Below are 18,774 nucleotides of genomic sequence, written 5' to 3'. Positions count from 1 at the left end.
AGGACGTGGCAGAGGAGCATCTGACAGAAGAGCTGCTTGAGCGCCTGCGCGTGTCCGCTCGTCCGGAGGCCTACCTCGACGAGGGCCTCACGATCGACCGCAAACTGTCCGACTACCTGTACGAGCTTCTCGCCGAGAGGGGCCTCAAGCGCTCGGACGTAATCAGGGCGTCTGGGCTCAACGGCACCTTTGTCTACGACGCCTTCAAGGGCAAGACGCGGCTCGGGCGCGATAAGGCCATCATGCTCGCGTTGGGCATCGGGTGTAACCTGCGCGAGACCCAGCGCCTGCTGCGCCTGGACGGCGTCTCCGAGCTCTGGCCCAAGGTGCGTCGCGACGCCATTATCATCTGGTGCATTGAGCATGGCTATTCTCGTGCCGAGACGGATGACGAGCTGTACAGCCTCGGCGTGAAGACCCTGCTCGGAACGGGTCCGCTGGAGTAGATCGCACAGCTCGCGGCGGTTCGTCGGGCCGCTTCCGACAATCCAGCGCCCCGCGCCCGCCGCAATTCAGTTGCCAACTGAGGAGTCAGTACACAACTGAATATAACCTCTACTATTGTTAGAGAGGGACCCGCGAACGTGAGCGAGGTGAGGGGTTGAACGACCAGCAGGTCATACACGCCATGGGTATCGACGACGCCTATCACATCGAACGCGTTCTCGCCTCCGGCGCGGGCGGCAGGACCGAGCTCGTGACCCTTGACGGCTCGGGCCCGTTTGTGCGCAAGCGCATCCCTTCCAAGCTGGCTCGCCGCGTCGTATGGGCCATGCTCGTCGACTGTGACTGCCCCCGCCTTCCGCGCGTCGAAGCAACCTACGAGTTGCCCGACGAGTTCGTCGTGGTCTGCGACTACGTGCCCGGCGAGACCGTGGAGCAGTTCGTCTCGTCGCGCGGGCGCCTTGCCGAGAAGGACGCGCGTCAGCTCACGCTCCAGCTGTGTGAGGCCGCGGCTGCCCTCCACGCGCGCGGCGTCGTGCACCGCGACATCTCGCCGACGAACGTGATAGTTGCCGCTGACGGCGCGCACCTCATCGACTTGGGCATCGCTCGCTTCAGGGCTGAGGGCGCCACGCACGACACCACGCAGCTCGGCACGCCCGGCTTTGCCGCGCCCGAGCAGCACGGCTTTGCTCAGACCGACGCGCGCTCGGATGTGTATTCCATCGGCCGCGTGTTGGGGTACCTGCTCACGGGCGTGCTTCCCGGGGTGCCCGACGTAGACGAGTACGAGCGCGCCCTCTCTGACGAGAAGGTCGTGGCCCCGGACGCCTGCGCCATAGTTCGCCGGGCGACCGCCATGGAGCCGAGCGCGCGCTACCAGAGCGCGGAGGAGCTCGCGCGGGCGCTCGAGGGCGAGGACGTGCCGGATGCGGCTCCGGCGGCGGCCGCGAGTGTCGAAACTCCTCCCGTTCCGAGCGCGCCCGGGAACCCACTGGCGTCGCCGGCTACGTCGGCCAAGAGGCGAGGGCCATCGTTTGCCCAGGTGATCGTCGGCCTTATGGCCGTGATTTCGCTTCTTGCCGCGATTACGCTGACTCTGTACAACTCTGGATTGTTGCAGCTGGGCACGGACTCCAACGGTGCCGACAACAGCTCCTCGCAGACCGCCGAGCCGACGCAGCAAGACCAGCGGACTGAGCCAGACTCGTCCTCGGGGACTCCCGTTTTCGCGCCAACCTCAACCGACGAGAACCCACTTGAGATTGTGGAGTCGGGCTGGTCGGTGGGATCCGGCGGATACATCAACTACGCGATTGCCCTGAGAAACAACAGCCCAGACCAGCTCATTACGTTTCCAACGGTGGCGATTGTCGGACGACTTGCCGATGGCACCGTCGCCTTCACTCAGGATCAGATTTTCTCGGAAATCCGCCCTGGGGAGACGATTTGGTTTGGCATGAGCGCCGGCAACGGGACCGCCCCGGACGATGTCGAGTTCTCCATTTCAGCTCCGGAGGACTACAACATAACGAGAAGTACGGAGACCGCCGCACAATACGAGGTCTCAAACGTCTCGGTTATTAGCGGGGGTTATTTCGATGCGATTACTGGAGTCGTGAGCTTGGCGTCTCCTGGAGCCAGCTCCGGGGGAGACATCGCGGTTACGGCGGTACTGCGTGACTCGGACGGGGCCATTGTGTATGGATTCCTGTCCCTTGTCGACCGACCCGATGAAGGGGAGTCAATTCCTTTTGAGGTCTCGCTCATTGGCACGCCTGAATACGCGTCTTATGAGGTGTACGCCACGGAGTGCTGACGCCCGGCGGTGGGTGGCCCTTCCCGAGCTGTCTCGGCTCGCCCTGCTTCAGCTCGCTCCGATGCAAAACGCGGCATAAAGCGGTAGGCTGCGCAGCTCGGTGCCACCCTCCCCCTCAGATTTGCCAAACTGTTGCTCCGAGAGGCGGATTGCGTAGGGGGAGTGACCCTCGCGCATAAGCTTACGAAGGCTCTTGGCGCTGACGTTGCGCGCGGACTTCACCTCAATCGGTATGACCTCGGCGCTTCTCGTCTGGAAGACAAAGTCAACCTCTCCTCGACCGGAGTTCTCATCAGGCATCCAGTAGAACGTCTTGAGGCCGTTCGCTTTGAGTGACTGCATGACATAGTTCTCGGCAAGGGCCCCGCGAAAATCCGAGGAGAGCAGGGGGCTCAGCGTACGGTCGAGCACAAGGCTCGGTTCGACACCAAACTTGCCGAACATGAGCCCGGTGTCGGAGACGTATACCTTGAAGAAGCTGCCTGACTCGTCGTTATAGGGTGCCAGGGGTGCCTGGGTGTCACGCGTGAGGTCATGAATCGTGACTATGCCGGCGGCGCTGAGCCACTCAAGAGGCTCAAGTAGGCGCCCGCGCCTGCCCCCCCGCACTACGTCGCTGTACTTGAACTTCTTGGTCGAGGCGCGAAGAAGCTGCCGGGGGATGCTGTCCCAGATTCGTTTTGCAGACACGCCGCTTATCCCGTTGCCCGGGTCGGTCATGTCCGCCGTGTACGTCTCATCGATCTCGCGCTGGAGCAGTGCCACCTCGGCTTCATCATGCGTCTCAAACCACTGCCGAACGGGGAGGGGCATGCCCCCCGTGGTGAGGTATCGGCGGTAGAGGGACAGCGCGTCCTCGTGGAGCACATAGGGCTCGAGGGTCCGGCTGTGCTCGCGGATGGACTCCGCCATGAAGGACTCGCCGGCCGCCCAAAGGAACTCCTCGAAATCAAGCGGGTGAAGCTCTTCCTGAATCACGCCCGACGGGAAGGGGAGGTGCCTTTGCCTCGTCGTGACGCCAAGGAGGCTTCCGCTGGCTATGACGCGCCACTTGGAGTCTGCAAAAAAACGCAGCGAGTTGAGCGCGCGCTCATCAAGCTGCACCTCGTCTAAGAAGATGAGTGCGGTTTCCGGGTTGAGCCTGGTTCGCTTGTACTCGCCGATGCGGGACACGATGCCGTCGACGTCATCGGTCGGTCCGTCAAACAAAGAGCTTATGGCGTTCAGATTGGTCTGGAAGTCCAGCTTCACGAAGTTGGTTCCTGCCAGCCGTGCGCCGACATGCTCGATGAGGAAGGTCTTGCCGGTGCGTCGGGCTCCCCGGATGAGCAGCGGGCGGCGATCCGTCGAGGCATACCACACTTCGATGCGCTTCTCCATCTTGCGCCTGAGCTCAATCATGGTTGTTGCACCCCTTTCTACGCCGCTTTGACAAATACTGTACACCTTGTACTGATAATTCCGCAAAAAAGTGTACATGCAGTACACGAGCAGATAGAAAATAGTGTACAGGGCTGAGAAGAGCAGGCACTGGCGTGGTAGGCGTCGAGTCGGCCGGGACCGAGCTTGTGGCCGGCCGCCGCCGCTCCGTTCGCAAAATTCAGTAGCCAACTGAGGAAGTCCCTTCGCTCCCTTTTCAGAATGTGATGCAACCCTCTGAAAGGAGCTTCAAGTGGACGAGAAGAGCGAGATGGCTGGCACCGCTCGAGCCAATACCATTGTTGCCGCCCTGACCATAGTCATGGCTGCCTTGTTGGTGGCCGCCTTCTTCCTCCCGTGCGCATCCGCCGCCGCAGACTATCGCGCGGCGTTGGGAGAGCTGTCCGAGAACCCCTTTGGGCTGGCAAACGAGGAGCTTGCGGACATCTCCCTCTTTGAGTACGTACGCATCTACCTCAACGCAGCGCCGGAGTCGTTTGCGGCGCTGTACGTGCCCGCCACGGTTGCGCCCGCGGTTCTGGGCGTGCTGACGCTTCTGTTCTCCGCGCTTAGAAAACCGGTGCCCGTCATCGTGTTCTCCGTACTTGCGATTGCGATGAGCATGCTCCTCACCTGGGATTTCGAGGATTGCGGAGTCATCCCGAGCAGCTCCTACGACTGGGGCGAGGCCCGCTGGGTCTACCTGGTGGCGGGCATCGCCGCAATCGCATTTGCTGCCTGGGCAATCGCGCTGCGCCGTCAGGTGAGAAAGGCGTAGCGACCAGGCGAGCCCGTCCGCTCGCGAAAATAACAAGCCCTCTTTCGGACGGCCCCGGAATCGCCGGAGCCAGCAGTCGAAGGGGGGGACCGAATGATTGACGGAACACACGGCGCGCACTCATGCGGTGGCATGAATCGTGTCGCGGTACGGGCGAATCCTCTTCTTGCCGCCCGGCTTCCGGGCGGTACAGCATCTGTAGGGAGGGAGGTGCCTATGTGGAAAAGGTCGGAGGTCGAGCGTCTGACTGGGCTTGAGCGTCACGTCATTCAGAACCTGTGCAACAAGAACACCAGCCAGGACGGCCTTGGCTTCTGGGAGCCAGCTGTGATGAAGCCAGGATACTCGCGCTTCGACGAGGGTGATCTTCTCGCGTTTTATCTGGTCCGCCAACTCGTTGGCGCGGGGTTCACGCAGGTGGAAGTTGCCGGGATGGTGGGCGACATGCTTGAGGAGGGCGATGCCTTTGCGAAGGCGCTCCAGAAGAAGGCCCTGAGCTTATGTGAGCGGCGCAGGCGGCTGGATGCTCAGCTGGAGTCAATCAGGCGACTTGGCGCAGCGACTGCGTGTCTGCCTGAGAACCGTCTGTACGGCGTGATGGAACGCGGGCTTTTGGCAAGTGCCGACCGCGCGCTTGACGTGTCTGGATGTGCGCGAGGCTTCTCGGCTGAGAAGCGTGAACGCGTGAAAGCGGCACTCAGGCGCTTTGTGCATGAGATATGGCGCGCGGTTTGCGGCGAGAAGAACGATGGGCAGGTGAGCGTGCTTGCTGAGGGCGTGAGGAGCTTGGTGAGCTCGGGTGTGGCTCCGTCCGACCCGGAGGCCCAAAGGACGATACGGGGGCTTGTGGCGTCGATGGCCGACGGCTTTGCGGGAGACGACGACATGATCGCGCTTCTCGTCCAGTCCCTTGCGCGCTTTCTGCATGAGGAGGAGAACGGCGTGCCCGTTGAGCTTGCGTTTGGCAGGAGTTCGTTTGCCTATCTGGGAGATGCGGTGTCGGCGCTTGTCGTGGCCGACGCCAATGGAAACGGCCTTGGGTAAAGGAGGAAAGGCATGAGAAAGATTTGGCAGATTGCGTTGGCTGCGGTGCTGGGCCTCACGTTGGTGGCTTGCTCCGGAGGCGAGGCGAACTCGCAGTCGGGCGACGCGACCCGGGGCGCTCAGTCTCAGAGCGAGACGGTTCCCACTGCCCAGGGGGAAGAGGGTAGCTTCGAGGAGACTCCAGCTCCGGCTGAGGGAAGTCCTGAGGCGATTATCGAGCAGATCGAAAAGGATTTTGCCGATACTCAGCAGGGTCTCCTCGATGCGCAGACTACGCTTTTTGCTGAGGTGGGAGATACTTATGACGGATATGTTGCAAACGTCCAGGCCGTACAGGACTGGTATAGCCTCGCTGTGAGCGAAACGGAGGGGCTGAGTGCGCGCACTCTTGAGAACGCGCGCCAGTATTACCGCTCCGTGGTGTCGACAGTCGACCATGGCGATAGAGATGCCCTCGAAGATGCGATGGATGACCTCTACGACCTCATCTATGACGATGCGTTTGAGGGGTACTACGACGCAATTTACGATGAGGGCTTTGAGGTCATGTACGATCAGTATTATGACGGCGTTCTTGCTGATGCCTACGATACGGTCCCGTACGATGAGTGGTATGACACAAAGAGCGATGAGTACGACGTCTGGTATGACGGCCGGTCTGACGTTTACGATGCGTGGTACGACGGCAGATCTGATATATACGACGAGTGGTTTGACGTCAACAGTGCCTTCTATAGCGGAGATTTCGACATCAATGAAATCCTGCGCATTGAGGAATAGCTGACCGTCGCCTAGAACTCAATCAGGTCCCGCACGCGCACGTCGAGCGCACGGGCGATGCGGATAAGCACGTCGATGCCAACGTCGGCCGCTCCTGTCTCGATTTTCCAGAGATAGGAGCGGCTCGTGCCCGTCATGAGCGCGAGCTCGCGCTGAGATATGCCGCCCCGGGTGCGCTCGGCCCGTATTCGGGAGCCGATGGCCCGTTTCTCCTCTACGTTGTCCATGCGGGTAAGGATATGAGCGCTATAGTCGAGACATGCTCTCTATAGAGAGCCAAAACGAAGCAAGCGAACGAGGGGTATCGCAATGGGAATCAAAGTGGACAAAAGTACGGCCAAGTCGTTCAAGGTCGGCGGCATCTGCGCGGTGGTTGGTCTGGTGCTCGGCATCGTGGGGACGCTGTTCATCTCAAATTACAACCCGTCGGACAATATCGGCGCGAGCGCTTCCGCCGTGTTCGGACGCATTGTTGAGCAAAACGAGCTCGTCTCGGTCTCTCAGGACTACAGCATCGTGGACAAGCAGGGTGACTCGGCATCGTTCTTCGGACTGTTTGACATTCCGTTTACGGATAACAGCTTCTGGTATCGCTACGAGGGAACCCTCAAGGCAGGCGTTAACCTTGAGACTGCGGGGATTGAGGCTCGGGACAATAACCTGACAATCACGCTTGACCCCGCCTACATCATCTCCAATACCCCGGACATGGAGTCATCTGGCGTGCTGGAGGAGAGAAACAATGTCCTTAACCCTATCGAGGTGGGGGACGTCGACGCCTTCCAGCGCTGGTGCGTTGAGCAGAGCGAGGCGCAGGCTGTTGAGGGAGGACTTCTTGATGAGGCTCAAGCCGAGGCGGAAAACCAGATCAGGCAGCTCTTCTATGCAGCGCTCGGCGAGGATGTGACCGTTAGCTTCGTGTGGCGTGAGGCTCCGGTGGAGGGCGAGGCTGCCTAGGTTTCGGCCGTCTCGGTGCTGCGTGAAAGGGTGGAATCATGAGCGAGAAAAGCGACGAGCTGTCCGTAGAGACTGCCGTGGAGCGCGCTGTCCTTCCGTCAGACTCGGATGCGGAGGAGTTTGCCGAGAAGATCATGGCTCGTGCCGCCAGCCTTACAGGGGTCAGGATAGACAGGGGCTCCTTCCTCAGGGCAGAGCTCAAAAAGCGATGCCCCGAGGTCGATGCTGACTATGCTGTCGAGACCACCCCGCTCGAAGCGGGAGTTTCGCCCTCGGACATAGACGCCATCGCTCTGGCCGTTGTTGACTTTGAAACGCAGAAGTGCGCGGCAATCTCGTTTCTTGCGGGAATCCCTGGCGGAGTTGCCATGGCGGGGACTATTCCAGCCGATCTCGCGCAATACTTTGCCCACGTCATGAGGGTCGAGCAAAAACTCGCCTATCTATATGGCTGGCAGTCGTTCCTGAACGAAGACGACGAGGTTGACGACGAGACCGTGGCCCAGCTCGTTGCGCTCATGGGGATCATGCTTGGGGTCGGCGAGGTTGCGAACAGCATTACCAAGTTTGCTGCGAGCGCCGCGCAGCAGGGGGTCGCCAAACATATCGAGCGACAGGCGCTCACCAAGACTTTCTTCTACACCCCAATGAAGAAGGTTCTCCATTTTCTGGGCGTGAACATGACCAAGCAGACATTTGCCAAGGGCGTGGGCAAGGTGGTGCCGGTGATAGGAGGCGCCATCTCAGGCGGGGTTACCTACGCCTCCTTCAAACCGAGCGCGGAGCGGCTGCGTCGCTATCTGCGGTCTCTCCCGCTTTCGGGAATTGACGAGGAAGTCTACCCAGACGTTGCCGCCCTACGTGCCGACCTGCGCGAAAAGGAGCGTGCCGAAGCGCTCGAGAAGGCGAGGGAGACGGGCCTGTCCGCGGCGAAAGCTGCTGGTGGGGCGATTGCCTCCGGCGCATCTGCCGCTGGATCGGCGGTTGCGGACGTAGCTGCTGGCGCTGGAGCGGCTGCGGCCGAGACCGCTCAGAGCGTGGGCAAAGCGGCCGGGGAGGCGTTTGGGACCTTCTTCGGGTCGCTAAAGAAGGGAAAGAGGGATGCTCCATCTAACCGCCAATCCTCTAACTAGCGTAGGCCCCATCAAGCTCGGTGCCACCCGCGAGGCCGTTCGCAAGGCCGCGGGCCCCGAGTTCGAGGAGTTCAGGAAGTCCCTCTCCAGCGAGAACACGACCGACGACTACGGCTCGTTTCACGTCTACTATGACGAGGACGACACCTGCGTCGCGGTGGAGGTGTTCCCGGAAATCGAGGTCGTGGTCGACGGGGAGGTCATCTTCCCGACCACGCTAGAAAAGGCGGCGGCCGCAATCCCGTCGCTTGAGCGCGACGACGACGGGCTGCTCTCAGCGGAGAAGTCAATCGGAATCTACGCGCCCTACGGCGAGATGGAGAGCATCCTGTTCGGCGTGCGAGGCTACTACGACTAGTCGTCCCTCTCGCCAGCAAAATCGAGCCACGTGCAACCGAGGCTGCGGCCCCCGTCAGCGGACGGGACCGCGGTCGCTTTATGCGGGCTGGTGCCGCCGAGCCGCATCGTGTACACCCCGCGGGAGGGCCAAGCCGAGGTTCTTCTCGCAAAAGCCCAGCTAGACGGCTTGTCAAGAAGAACCTCGGCCCGGCGGCGGTGTACACGATGCGGGTGTGGGGCCGCGCCCCACGGGAGGCCGCCCGCGCACGGCAGCGCTATAGCCTGCCCCGCATAGCCCGCCTCGCCCTTGCCACCCGCCGAAAAGACGCCCGCCCTCCTGCGTCGATGCCGCACGCTTGCCTCACCCACCCCGACCAAGGAGGTCCGCCATGCGCATCTACAACTTCCTCGACAACGACGACGCCCAGGTCATCGCCGAGAAGGGCCCCTTCAGGGTCGCCGAGTGGCAGCGCGACCTCTCGGTGCCCTACGGCGGCGCCATCGCCGCGTACTTTGCCGCCGAGATGGGCGTGCGCCGGCGTCAGCTCGTCTGCGAGCTCGACGGCCGCGTGGGCGTGACGCTGCAGGCCGGCGCCATGCAGTGGACCGCAGGCAGCGTCCAGGCAACGACGGGCGTCAAGGGCGTGGGAGACTTCTTCGGCAAGGCCATCCGCGGCTCGGTTACCGGCGAGTCGGCAATCAAGCCGGAGTACGTGGGCACCGGCACCATCGTCTGCGAGCCCACCTACCGCCACATCCTTCTCATGAGCCCGCAGGCAGACATGGGCGGGACCATGGTGGTCAACGACGGCCTGTTCATGGCCTGCACGTCCGATATCCGTCACCGCGCGATCATGGTCAAGCGTCCGAGCGCCATGGCCGCGGGCAATGAGGGACTGTTCAACCTCGGCCTCGAGGGCTCGGGCGTGGTTGCGCTCGAGTCGCCGGTTCCCGCGAGCGAGCTCGTCACCGTGGACCTCGACGGGGACGAGCTCAAGGTGGACGGCAACTTCGCCATCGCCTGGTCGGAGAACCTCAGCTTCTCCGTCGAGCGCAGCGGCAAGTCGCTCATCGGCTCCGCGGTCTCGGGCGAGGGCCTGGTCAACGTCTACCGCGGCCACGGCCGCGTGCTCCTCTCGCCGGTCGCGTCCCTTACGCCCAACTCCGACGCCGGCTCTGGGGAGGTCTAGGATTCGGCGCACGCCCGGGCGAGAAGGGCGGCGAGAAAGGCGGTGCGTCCTTCTCGCCGTCTGGCCGCCTTGGACGGCGGCCCGGAAACCGCTCTCAGGAACTTGCCAGAATCCACGCGGCGGCCCCATGCCCATGACGCACCCCTCTGGTCGATGGCTCCAAGGGCGGGCGCCCCTCCCGTCGGGGGCGTCCGCCCATCGTGTCCTAGCAGGTGGCGCCGCCGGTGACGTTCTTGGCCAGGATGGCCTCCTTGTCGATCGGCGCCGTCAGCAGCTTGTCCTGCACGTAGTCAAACCCGAGGCGCGCCACGGTGTCGGCAAAGCGCTCGCCGCTTTGGCCCTCGTCGCGGAAGAAGAGGATGGCGCGCTCCACGACGTCCATGACCTCGTCCTCGCTCGTGAAGATCTTGTCCAGCGCGCGGCCGTGCGCGGTCTTCTTGCCCCAGCGGCCGCCAATGTAGACCTTGTAGCCGCAAAGCCCCTCGGTCACGGCGCCGAACGGGCAGCTTCCCACGCAGCGCCCGCAGTGGTTGCACGCGGACCCGTCGATGGTGACCTTGCCGTCCGGCTCCACCTGCGCGTCTCCCATCGGGCAGGCCTTCACGACCTGGCAGACCTTGCACGCGCGGCACTTCTCCAGGTCGATCTCTGGCACGCGCTGCCCAACGATGCCCAGGTCGTTGAGGTCGGGCTTGACGCACATGTTGGGGCACCCGCCCACGGCGATCTTGAACTTGTGCGGCAGCTCGACGCCGTGGTAGCCCACGTAGAAGCGCTCGTGGAGCTTCTCGGAGAGCTCAAAGGTGTCGATGAGGCCGTATTGGCACGTGGTCCCCTTGCAGCTCACCACCGGGCGGACCTTGGAGCCGGTGCCGCCGGCGTCGAGGCCGTGGTCCTGGAGGAAGGAAATGCACGGCTCGATGCTGTCGTAGGGCACCCCCTGGATCTCGAGCGTGAGGCGCGTGGTCATGGTGACCTCGCCCGAGCCGAAGCGCTCGGCCGCCTCGGCCACGGCGCGCTGCTCGGCCACGGTGATCTTGCCGTTGCGCGTGATCACGCGGATGTTGAAGACGTCGTCGTAGCGCTTGTCCTGCAGGCAGCCCATGCCCTTGAGGCGCTTGACCTCCGCCGCGGGCAACTTGCCGGCACGCCGCGGCACGCGCACCTCGTTGAACGTGACGCCGCCCTCGAGCACGCGCGTGGCGGTGTAGCCGGCCGCCTTGAGGCGGTTCTGCAGGAAGTAGCCCCGCTTGCCCTTGGCGCAGACGAGCAGCAGCCGGGCGTCCTTCTCGACCCCGGGGATGCCCTCCGGCCCCACCTTGGTGAGGTCAACCCAGCGTGCGCCGGCGATCGTGGGCGCGGGCAGCGCGTCGATGACCTCGTAGTCCGCCGCGGCGCCCGCCGCGTACTCGGCGGGGGTGAAGCTCTCCAGCTCGCCCGCGAGCTTGTTCTCGAGGATGTAGGCGGTCGTGACCAGCGGGTGGATGGCCGTCGAGAAGGGCGGTGCGTACGCGAAGTCCATCATGTCGAGGTCCTCGACGCGCATCTTCTGGTAGAGCGCCGTGACCATGACGTCTACGACCTTGTCGACCGCGCCGGCGCCGAGCACCTGCACGCCGAGCAGCCGGTGGGTCTTGCGGCACGCCACGAGCTTGATGAAGAAGCTCGAGGAGCCGGGGTAGTAGTGCGCCTTGTCGTCCACGACCGAGACCACGCTCACCGCCTCGAGCCCCGCCTCGCGCGCGGCCGCCTCGGTGAGTCCGGTGCGCCCGGCGTTGAGCGTGGGGAGCAGGCGCACGACGCCGGTCCCGAGCACGCCGGGATAGGGCGTCGGCGTGCCCGTGAGGGTGCGGGCGATGGCGCGCGCGGCGATGTTCGCGGTGGACCCCATGGCACTCCACTGCGGGGCGCCGGTGATGGCGTTTCTGACCTCGGCGCAGTCGCCGGCGGCGTAGACGTCCTCCAGGTTGGTGGCGCCGTACTCGTCCACCACCACGGTGCCCTTGTGCAGCTCGACGCCCGACCCCTCGAGCCACGCGGTCGCCGGGCGGATGCCGATGGCCAGGACCACCACGTCGGCCGGGAACGTGCCCGCGCTCGTCTCCACTGCCTCGACGTGCCCGGAGCCCGTCACGCCCGTGAGCGACGCCCCGTTGACCACGCGGACCCCGGCGGCCTTGAGCTGGCGCTTTGCGAAGCCGGCAATCTCGGGGTCAAAGACGTTGGGGAGGATCTGCGGCATCGCGTCCACCACGGTGACGGAGATGCCGCGGGCGAGAAGTCCCTCGGCGCACTCGAGTCCGATGAACCCGGCGCCCACCACCACGGCGCGCCGCGCGCCGCGCTCGTCCGCGTAGTCGCGCAGGCCGCACGCGTCGTCGGGCGTGCGCATGCAGAAGACGCCCGGGAGGTCGGTTCCGGGCACGGGAGGGACGAAGGGCTCCGCCCCCGTGGCCATGACCAGGCGGTCGTACTTCTCGACGCCCGTCGAGCCGTCCGAGCGGCGGACGCTCACCTCGTGCGCCGCCGCGTCGAGCGCGGTCGCCTCGACGCCCGTCTCCACCTCGACGCCGGTGAGGGCGGCGTAGGCGTCCGGCGTGTTGACGATGAGCCCGTCTCGCGTTGGGATGTCTCCGCTCACGTAGTAGGGCAGCCCGCACCCCGCGTAGCTGATGTCCCGGCCCTTGGTGACGACTTTGACCTCTGCCGAGCGGTCGCAGCGCTTGATCTTCGCCGCCGCCTTGGTCCCCGCGGCAACGCCGCCGACGATCAGGTACTTCATGGCGTTCCTCTCCCCAGGCGCCGCCCCTCGCGGCGCGCGTTACCCCATGGTAGGCCCGCGCGGGTGCGGGAGGGGCCGGTTTTGCGCCAGCGGGCCCAACAAGCTGGGGCGGCGGACGCGGGCGTCCCGGCACGGCCGGCGCACGTCCGGCCTCCGCGGCCCGTCGGCGCCGCCGCCAGATTCGGTTGTCAGTGGATTTTGGAGGGACCCTCGGGTAGCCCGCCGCCCTTCGCCCCCAAAGCCGCAGGTACCGGGCGTGCGAAAAAACGCGATACTTGGAGCACCGCCAAAAAACCGCTTACAATCGTCGAAAAGACCGTTTTCATGACGGGTGCGGCACCCGCCGCGCGCCGCGAAGGGAGAGTCCCATGAAGGTTGCCATCCCCACCCTCGGCAGGGGCGGCCTCGACTGCGAGCGCTCCGGCCACTTTGGCCACTGCGACTGCTTCACCGTGGTCGAGGTGGAGGACGGAGAGCTCGGCGCCGTGAGCGTCATCGACAACCCGCCCCACGAGGAGGGCGGCTGCATGCGCCCGGTGGCGCTTCTCGCCGAGAACGGCATCGACGCGATCGTGGCCGCGGGCATGGGCATGCGCCCGATGATGGGCTTTGCCCAGGCGGGCATTCGCGTGCTCTTTGAGAACCAGACGCCGGGCGTGGGTGACGTCGCGCGCATGGCCGCCGCCGGCGAGCTGCCCGAGATGACGGCGGACAACGCCTGCCACCACTAGACGGGCGCCTCACGCGCCTGTGCGCCGAGGCGGTGCGCGACGCGGCCCCCGGCTTCGAGTCGCTTCGCCTCGCGCCCGCGCTGCTCGCCGGGGCGGGGGACCGGCTCGTCGTGGCGTCCGCCCTTGACCGGGCCCTGCCGGCGCGCCCCGGGCGCGTCGTCGCCCTCGCGGGGCACCGCGGCAGGGAGTGCGCCGCCGCCTTCGACCAGCTTGGCCGGGCGCTCGCCGGGCTCGGCCGGAAGGACGTCGTCGTGGGGACCCCGGAGTCCCTCCCCGGCCTGCTCGAGGCAAGGGCGGAGGGCGAGGTCCTTCTCGCCCCGCTGCTCATGGCGCTCGGGACGCACGCCCGCCGTGACGTGCTCGCCGGCCTGGCGGGACGCCTGCGCGCCTCGGGGACGTTCGTCACCCCCTGGCCGCACTCGCTCTCCGAGCTGTCCGCCGTCCGGGAGCTCGTCGTCGCGCACGCCCTCTCGACGCTAGAATGACCCCAGCTGACGGCGCGACGAAAGGAGCCCCCATGAAGCTCGTCATCGCATCGGACATCCACGGCGCTGCCGACGCGTGCGCGCGCCTCATGTTCGCCATCGAGTCCGAGAGCCCCGACCGAGTGGTCCTTCTCGGCGACCTGCTCTACCACGGGCCGAGAAACGACCTCCCGGCCGACTACGCCCCCAAGCGCGTCATCGAGATGCTCAACTCCATCGCGCCGCAGATCATCGCCGTGCGCGGCAACTGCGAGGCCGAGGTCGACCAGATGGTGCTCGGCTTCCCCTGCATGGCCGACCACAACGTGCTTCTCGACGAGGCCGCGGGCATGACGCTCTTCCTCACGCACGGGCACGTCTACGGGCCCGGCTACCACAACAGCGTGGACGCGTGGCCCGCGCTGCCGGAGCGCTCCGCGATCGTCTACGGCCACACGCACATCAAGGTGAGCGAGCCTGCGGCGGGACGCCCGGGCACGTGGGCCTTCAACCCCGGCTCCGTGGGCATCCCCAAGGACGGCTCCGCGAGCTTCGGCGTGTACGAGGGTGGCCGCTTCGAGCACCGGGCGCTGTAGCGCGATGTGCCGGGGCCGCTTGCCCCGCACTAGATGGCCGCACCTGATAAGTGCCCGCTTGGGATGGCCCCGAGCGGGCACTTGCGTACGTACGTCGAGAAGGACGCCGCATTCGATGCCGTGGTAGCCGCCGGATGCCCGCACTCCTCAAGTGCGGGCGAGAAGTGCGGGCGAGAAGTGCGGGCAAAAGCCGCGCTGCCGCCCAGCCCTGCCCTTCTCGCCGCCGCGTGACCCCCTCAAATCCACACTTCAAAAAATCTAATGTGTGGAGACTTAGATTATGTATAGAATCGAAGCGCATGGGGGATAAACTCCACCGTACAGCAACGTGGAATCACGCGAAGGGCCGGGCGACGCCCGTCCCACGCACAACGAAGGAGAGCAGCCATGGGCAAGATTCTTGGTATCGACCTGGGCACCACCAACTCCGCGATGGCGGTCCTCGAGGGCGGCGAGCCCACGATCATCGTCAACGCCGAGGGCGACCGCACCACCCCGTCCGTCGTGGGCTTCCGCTCCGACGGCGACCGCATCGTGGGCAAGGCGGCCAAGAACCAGGCCGTCACCAACCCCACCAACACCGTCTTCTCGATCAAGCGCTTCATGGGCCGTCGCTACGACGAGGTCGGTTCTGAGCTCAAGACCGTCCCGTACAAGGTCAAGAGCGGCACCGGCAACCGCGCCGTCGTGGAGATCGACGGCGAGGACTTCACCCCGGAGCAGATCAGCGCCATGATCCTCTCCAAGATGAAGGCTGACGCCGAGAAGTACCTCGGCGAGCCCGTCACCGACGCGGTCATCACCGTCCCGGCCTACTTCAACGACGCGCAGCGTCAGGCCACCAAGGACGCCGGCAAGATCGCCGGCCTCAACGTCCAGCGCATCGTCAACGAGCCCACGGCCGCGGCCCTGGCCTACGGCCTCGACAAGAAGGGCATCGACCAGAAGGTCCTCGTCTTCGACCTGGGCGGCGGCACCTTCGACGTGTCCCTGCTCGACCTCGCCGACGGCGTCGTGGAGGTCCTCGCCACCAACGGCGACAACCACCTCGGCGGCGACGACTGGGATCAGCGCGTCATCGACTGGATGGCCGACAAGTTCCAGTCCGACAACGGCATCGACCTGCGCCGTGACCCGATGGCCCTGCAGCGTCTCAAGGAGGCCGCGGAGAACGCCAAGAAGGAGCTCTCCTCCGCTCAGCAGGCCCAGATCAACCTGCCGTTCATCACCGCTGACGCCACCGGCCCCAAGCACCTCGACTACACGCTGACCCGTGCCGAGTTCGAGCGCATCACGCGTGACCTGCTCGACCGCTGCAAGGAGCCCGTCACCAAGGCCCTGCGTGACGCCAACCTCCAGATCTCCGAGGTCAACGAGGTCATCCTCGTCGGCGGCTCGTCCCGCATGCCCGCCGTGCAGGAGCTCGTCAAGCAGATGACCGGCAAGCAGCCCAACATGTCTGTGAACCCGGACGAGGTCGTCGCCGACGGCGCGGCCGTCCAGGGCGGCGTCCTCACCGGCGACGTCTCGGGCATCCTGCTGCTCGACGTCACGCCGCTCTCCCTGGGCGTCGAGACCATGGGCGGCGTCATGACCAAGATGATCGACCGCAACACCACGATCCCGACCTCCAAGACCGAGATCTACTCCACGGCCGCCGACAACCAGACGTCCGTCGAGATCAACGTCCTGCAGGGCGAGCGCGAGATGGCCGCGGACAACAAGTCCCTCGGCAAGTTCACGCTCTCCGGCATCCCGGCCGCCCGCCGCGGCGTGCCGCAGATCGAGGTCACCTTCGACATCGACGCCAACGGCATCGTGAAGGTCACCGCCAAGGACAAGGCCACCGGCAAGAGCCAGCAGATCACCATCTCCGGCTCCACCGCCCTCTCCGACGACGAGGTCGACCGCATGGTCAAGGACGCCGAGGCCCACGCCGAGGAGGACAAGAAGCACAAGGACGAGATCGAGGTCCGCAACCAGGTCGACAGCCTCGCCTACTCCACCGAGCAGACCCTGAAGGACCTGGGCGACAAGGTCCCGGCCGACCAGAAGAAGGACGCCGAGGATGCCGTGGCCGCCGCCAAGAAGGCCCTCGAGGGCAACGACGTGGACGCCATCCGCGCCGCGGGCGACAAGCTCCAGGAGGTCGGCCACAAGCTCGCCGAGGTCGTCTACGCGGCCACGCAGGACCAGACCGCAAACGGCTCCGCCGCCGGCTCCGATCCCGCCAGCGACGTCGTGGACGCCGACTACGAGGTCGTCGACGACGACAAGAACAACTAGTCGCGCGGGGTTTCTCGCGCAGGGAAGTCTGACCGGAGGCGGCTCTGCGGGGCCGCCTCCCCGGTAACGTCGAGGAGGGTGACGTGAAGGTGCCCATCGAGGTCGAGGACGAGAGGGACGACGAGAGACACGAGGCCGCGGAGGCCAGCGAGGCGGAGGCCGGCGAGCAGGCTCCCGAGGGCGCTGACGGCGCCGAGGCGGCCGAGCTTGACCCGGAGGAGGAGCGCGCCCGCGTGGAGGCCGCGATCCGCGCCGGGGAGGAGGCCGCGGAGCGCGAGCTGGCGGCCGACGCCGGCAAGCTGCGCGCCGAGCGCGACGAGCTCCAGAAGAAGCTCGCCTCCGTGGAGGACGACATCGAGGCGGCCAAGAAGGAGGCCGCCGACGCCCGGGAGCGCATGCTGCGCCTGCAGGCGGACTGGGACAACTACCGCCGCCGCACCGCGGCCGAGCGCCTGGCCGAGAAGGAGCGCGCTGCCGAGCAGCTCGTGTGCAGCCTGCTGCCCGTGATCGATGACATGGAGCGCGCCATCGAGCACGCCGGGGCCACCGAGGGCGACACGCAGATGCAGCAGTTCGTCGAGGGCGTCGAGGCCGTGCATGCCAAGATGCTCGCCGTCCTCTCCAAGGAGGGCGTCGAGCCCATCGACCCGGCCGGCGAGCCCTTCGAGCCGCTGTCCCACCAGGCGGTGGGTCGCGTGGAGGACAAGGAGGCGTTCGACGAGACGGTGGCCCAGGTCTACCAGAAGGGCTACCGGATGGGCGACAAGGTCATCCGCACCGCGATGGTGACGGTGACCTACGGCGGGCCCAAGCGTCCCGTCGAGCCCGAGGGGGCGCCCGCGGGCGACGGCGATAAGGACGGGCACGACGCGCCCGACGCCGAGGCCAAGGAGCAGTAACGACCGCGCCCGGACCCGGTGGCCCGGGCGCGACCTTTGGATGGGGGAGAGTCCCGTGAGGGGGTTCTTCTCGACGAGATGAGCGAAAGGGGGCTCGTGCAGAGGCCATGGCAACCAAGAGGAGCTACTACGACGTCCTGGGCGTGAAGCGCGACGCTTCCGACGACGAGATCAAGCGCGCGTTCAGGAAGCTCGCCGCCAAGTACCACCCGGACGCAGGCGGGGACGAGCAGAAGTTCAAGGAGGTCAGCGAGGCGTACACCACGCTTTCCGACCCCCAGAAGCGCCGCGAGTACGATCAGCTGCTCATGTTTGGCGGCATCCCCGGGGCTGACTTCGGGGGTTCCGGCGGACGCGGGCGCTACGCCTACACGACCAACGTGGGCGGAGACTGGTCCGACATCTTCAACAACATGCGCAGCGGCGACGGCGCCTTCGGCGGGTTTGACTTCTCGTCGATCTTCGGCGGGGCCGCGGGGGCGCGCGGGGCGGGGAACCGTCCCACCAAGGGCGGCGACCTTACCATGTCCGTGGACGTCTCGGCCGAGGAGGCCTTCCGCGGGGCAACGCGCAAGGCGACCTACCGCGTCCCCTCGACGGGCGAGGAGCAGACGCTCACGATCAAGATCCCGGCCGGCGCGGTCAACGGGGGCAAGCTCCGCTACCGCGGGCGCGGGGAGTACGGGACCAACGGCGGCGACCGCGGCGACCTCGTCATCACCACGAACGTGGCCGAGCACCCGCTGTTCAAGCGCGACGGAGCGGACGTGCGCATGGAGCTGCCGCTCAGCATCTTCGAGGCCACGCTCGGCGCGACCGTGGACGTCCCCACGCCCGACGGCACCGAGGTTCGTCTCAAGGTGCCGGCCGGGACGCAGGACGGGAAGACGTTCCGCTTCCGCGACCTGGGCGCCCCCAACGTCAAGCGCAAGGGGACGCGCGGTGCGCTCTACGTGACGGTGCGCGTGAAGGTCCCGACGATGCTCACCAAGAAGGAGCGCGACGCCCTCACGGCGCTGCGCGACGCCGATACGCGCGACTATCGCGAGGAGGTCAACCGCTATGGCACTGGGCGCTAGCGAGGGCAGGGGGCGCGAGCGGGACGGTCGCGAG

Annotated in this window: 18 protein-coding genes; 15 read left to right on the top strand and 3 right to left on the bottom strand. The window is 65.8% G+C overall.

The genetic code is table 11. From position 1 onward, the window contains the following. Positions 1 to 5 precede the first annotated feature (5 nt). Together B5F23_RS08190 and B5F23_RS08185 are read left to right on the top strand one after the other, a co-directional pair. Complete coding sequence (locus tag B5F23_RS08190; RefSeq protein ID WP_087353566.1) at positions 6 to 446, top strand: hypothetical protein; 441 nt, start codon at positions 6 to 8, stop codon at positions 444 to 446. Positions 447 to 601: 155 nt separating this feature from the next. Continuing rightward, positions 602 to 2,263 (top strand): serine/threonine protein kinase, encoded by a 1,662-nt coding sequence (locus B5F23_RS08185; protein ID WP_087353564.1) that lies wholly within the window; start codon positions 602 to 604, stop codon positions 2,261 to 2,263. 48 nt (positions 2,264 to 2,311) lie between these two features. On the opposite strand, the gene B5F23_RS08180 is transcribed toward B5F23_RS08185, so the two are convergent. Continuing rightward, the gene (locus B5F23_RS08180; protein WP_087353562.1) at positions 2,312 to 3,664 is read right to left on the bottom strand and encodes an ATP-binding protein; all 1,353 of its coding nucleotides are present in this window, start codon (positions 3,662 to 3,664) and stop codon (positions 2,312 to 2,314) included. A gap of 271 nt (positions 3,665 to 3,935) precedes the next feature. Between B5F23_RS08180 and B5F23_RS08175 the strand changes: the two genes are divergently transcribed. The 3 genes from B5F23_RS08175 to B5F23_RS08165 all read left to right on the top strand — a co-directional run bounded on the left by B5F23_RS08175 (position 3,936) and on the right by B5F23_RS08165 (position 6,284). Further along, positions 3,936 to 4,460 (top strand): hypothetical protein, encoded by a 525-nt coding sequence (locus tag B5F23_RS08175; protein WP_087353560.1) that lies wholly within the window; start codon positions 3,936 to 3,938, stop codon positions 4,458 to 4,460. 216 nt (positions 4,461 to 4,676) lie between these two features. Continuing rightward, positions 4,677 to 5,504, top strand: coding sequence for a helix-turn-helix domain-containing protein (locus tag B5F23_RS08170; protein ID WP_087353559.1), 828 nt, complete (start codon positions 4,677 to 4,679; stop codon positions 5,502 to 5,504). Positions 5,505 to 5,516: 12 nt separating this feature from the next. After that, positions 5,517 to 6,284, top strand: a complete 768-nt coding sequence (locus tag B5F23_RS08165; RefSeq protein ID WP_087353557.1) for a hypothetical protein — start codon at positions 5,517 to 5,519, stop codon at positions 6,282 to 6,284. An 11-nt stretch (positions 6,285 to 6,295) separates the two neighbouring features. Here the strand turns inward: B5F23_RS08165 and B5F23_RS08160 are convergent, their stop codons facing one another. Further along, complete coding sequence (locus B5F23_RS08160) at positions 6,296 to 6,511, bottom strand: helix-turn-helix domain-containing protein (RefSeq protein ID WP_087353555.1); 216 nt, start codon at positions 6,509 to 6,511, stop codon at positions 6,296 to 6,298. 82 nt (positions 6,512 to 6,593) lie between these two features. Between B5F23_RS08160 and B5F23_RS08155 the strand changes: the two genes are divergently transcribed. The 4 genes from B5F23_RS08155 to B5F23_RS08140 all read left to right on the top strand — a co-directional run bounded on the left by B5F23_RS08155 (position 6,594) and on the right by B5F23_RS08140 (position 9,903). Then, the gene (locus B5F23_RS08155) at positions 6,594 to 7,241 is read left to right on the top strand and encodes a DUF4230 domain-containing protein (RefSeq protein ID WP_087353553.1); all 648 of its coding nucleotides are present in this window, start codon (positions 6,594 to 6,596) and stop codon (positions 7,239 to 7,241) included. Positions 7,242 to 7,279: 38 nt separating this feature from the next. Continuing rightward, complete coding sequence (locus tag B5F23_RS08150; protein ID WP_087353551.1) at positions 7,280 to 8,374, top strand: hypothetical protein; 1,095 nt, start codon at positions 7,280 to 7,282, stop codon at positions 8,372 to 8,374. After that, positions 8,343 to 8,732, top strand: a complete 390-nt coding sequence (locus B5F23_RS08145) for a hypothetical protein (protein ID WP_087353549.1) — start codon at positions 8,343 to 8,345, stop codon at positions 8,730 to 8,732. The genes B5F23_RS08150 and B5F23_RS08145 overlap by 32 nt, the downstream gene beginning before the upstream one ends. A gap of 370 nt (positions 8,733 to 9,102) precedes the next feature. Then, positions 9,103 to 9,903 (top strand): AIM24 family protein, encoded by an 801-nt coding sequence (locus tag B5F23_RS08140; protein ID WP_087353547.1) that lies wholly within the window; start codon positions 9,103 to 9,105, stop codon positions 9,901 to 9,903. 205 nt (positions 9,904 to 10,108) lie between these two features. Here the strand turns inward: B5F23_RS08140 and B5F23_RS08135 are convergent, their stop codons facing one another. Continuing rightward, the gene (locus tag B5F23_RS08135) at positions 10,109 to 12,685 is read right to left on the bottom strand and encodes an FAD-dependent oxidoreductase (RefSeq protein WP_087353545.1); all 2,577 of its coding nucleotides are present in this window, start codon (positions 12,683 to 12,685) and stop codon (positions 10,109 to 10,111) included. A 368-nt stretch (positions 12,686 to 13,053) separates the two neighbouring features. Between B5F23_RS08135 and B5F23_RS08130 the strand changes: the two genes are divergently transcribed. The 6 genes from B5F23_RS08130 to B5F23_RS08105 all read left to right on the top strand — a co-directional run bounded on the left by B5F23_RS08130 (position 13,054) and on the right by B5F23_RS08105 (position 18,740). Continuing rightward, positions 13,054 to 13,416, top strand: a complete 363-nt coding sequence (locus B5F23_RS08130) for a NifB/NifX family molybdenum-iron cluster-binding protein (protein WP_087353543.1) — start codon at positions 13,054 to 13,056, stop codon at positions 13,414 to 13,416. 32 nt (positions 13,417 to 13,448) lie between these two features. Next, on the top strand, positions 13,449 to 13,901 hold the full coding sequence (locus B5F23_RS08125; protein ID WP_087353541.1) for a hypothetical protein: 453 nt from the start codon (positions 13,449 to 13,451) through the stop codon (positions 13,899 to 13,901). Positions 13,902 to 13,933: 32 nt separating this feature from the next. Then, entirely contained in the window at positions 13,934 to 14,476 is a 543-nt protein-coding gene (gene yfcE / locus B5F23_RS08120) for a phosphodiesterase (RefSeq protein WP_087353539.1), read from the top strand. Between the two features lie 387 nt (positions 14,477 to 14,863). Further along, positions 14,864 to 16,762, top strand: a complete 1,899-nt coding sequence (gene dnaK, locus B5F23_RS08115; protein ID WP_087353538.1) for a molecular chaperone DnaK — start codon at positions 14,864 to 14,866, stop codon at positions 16,760 to 16,762. An 83-nt stretch (positions 16,763 to 16,845) separates the two neighbouring features. Further along, positions 16,846 to 17,661 carry a nucleotide exchange factor GrpE gene (locus B5F23_RS08110; protein WP_206392342.1) on the top strand — a complete coding sequence of 272 codons (816 nt, stop codon included), beginning with the start codon at positions 16,846 to 16,848 and terminating at the stop codon, positions 17,659 to 17,661. 107 nt (positions 17,662 to 17,768) lie between these two features. Next, a complete protein-coding gene (locus tag B5F23_RS08105; protein ID WP_087353536.1) occupies positions 17,769 to 18,740 on the top strand; it encodes a DnaJ C-terminal domain-containing protein in 972 nt (323 codons plus the stop codon). The last annotated feature ends 34 nt before the right edge of the window (positions 18,741 to 18,774 follow it).

The organism is Olsenella sp. An188, assembly GCF_002160255.1.
Classification (GTDB): domain Bacteria; phylum Actinomycetota; class Coriobacteriia; order Coriobacteriales; family Atopobiaceae; genus Thermophilibacter; species Thermophilibacter avistercoris.
The sequence above is the reverse complement of the archived record's forward strand: the minus strand, read 5'-3'. Positions and strand labels throughout refer to the sequence as shown.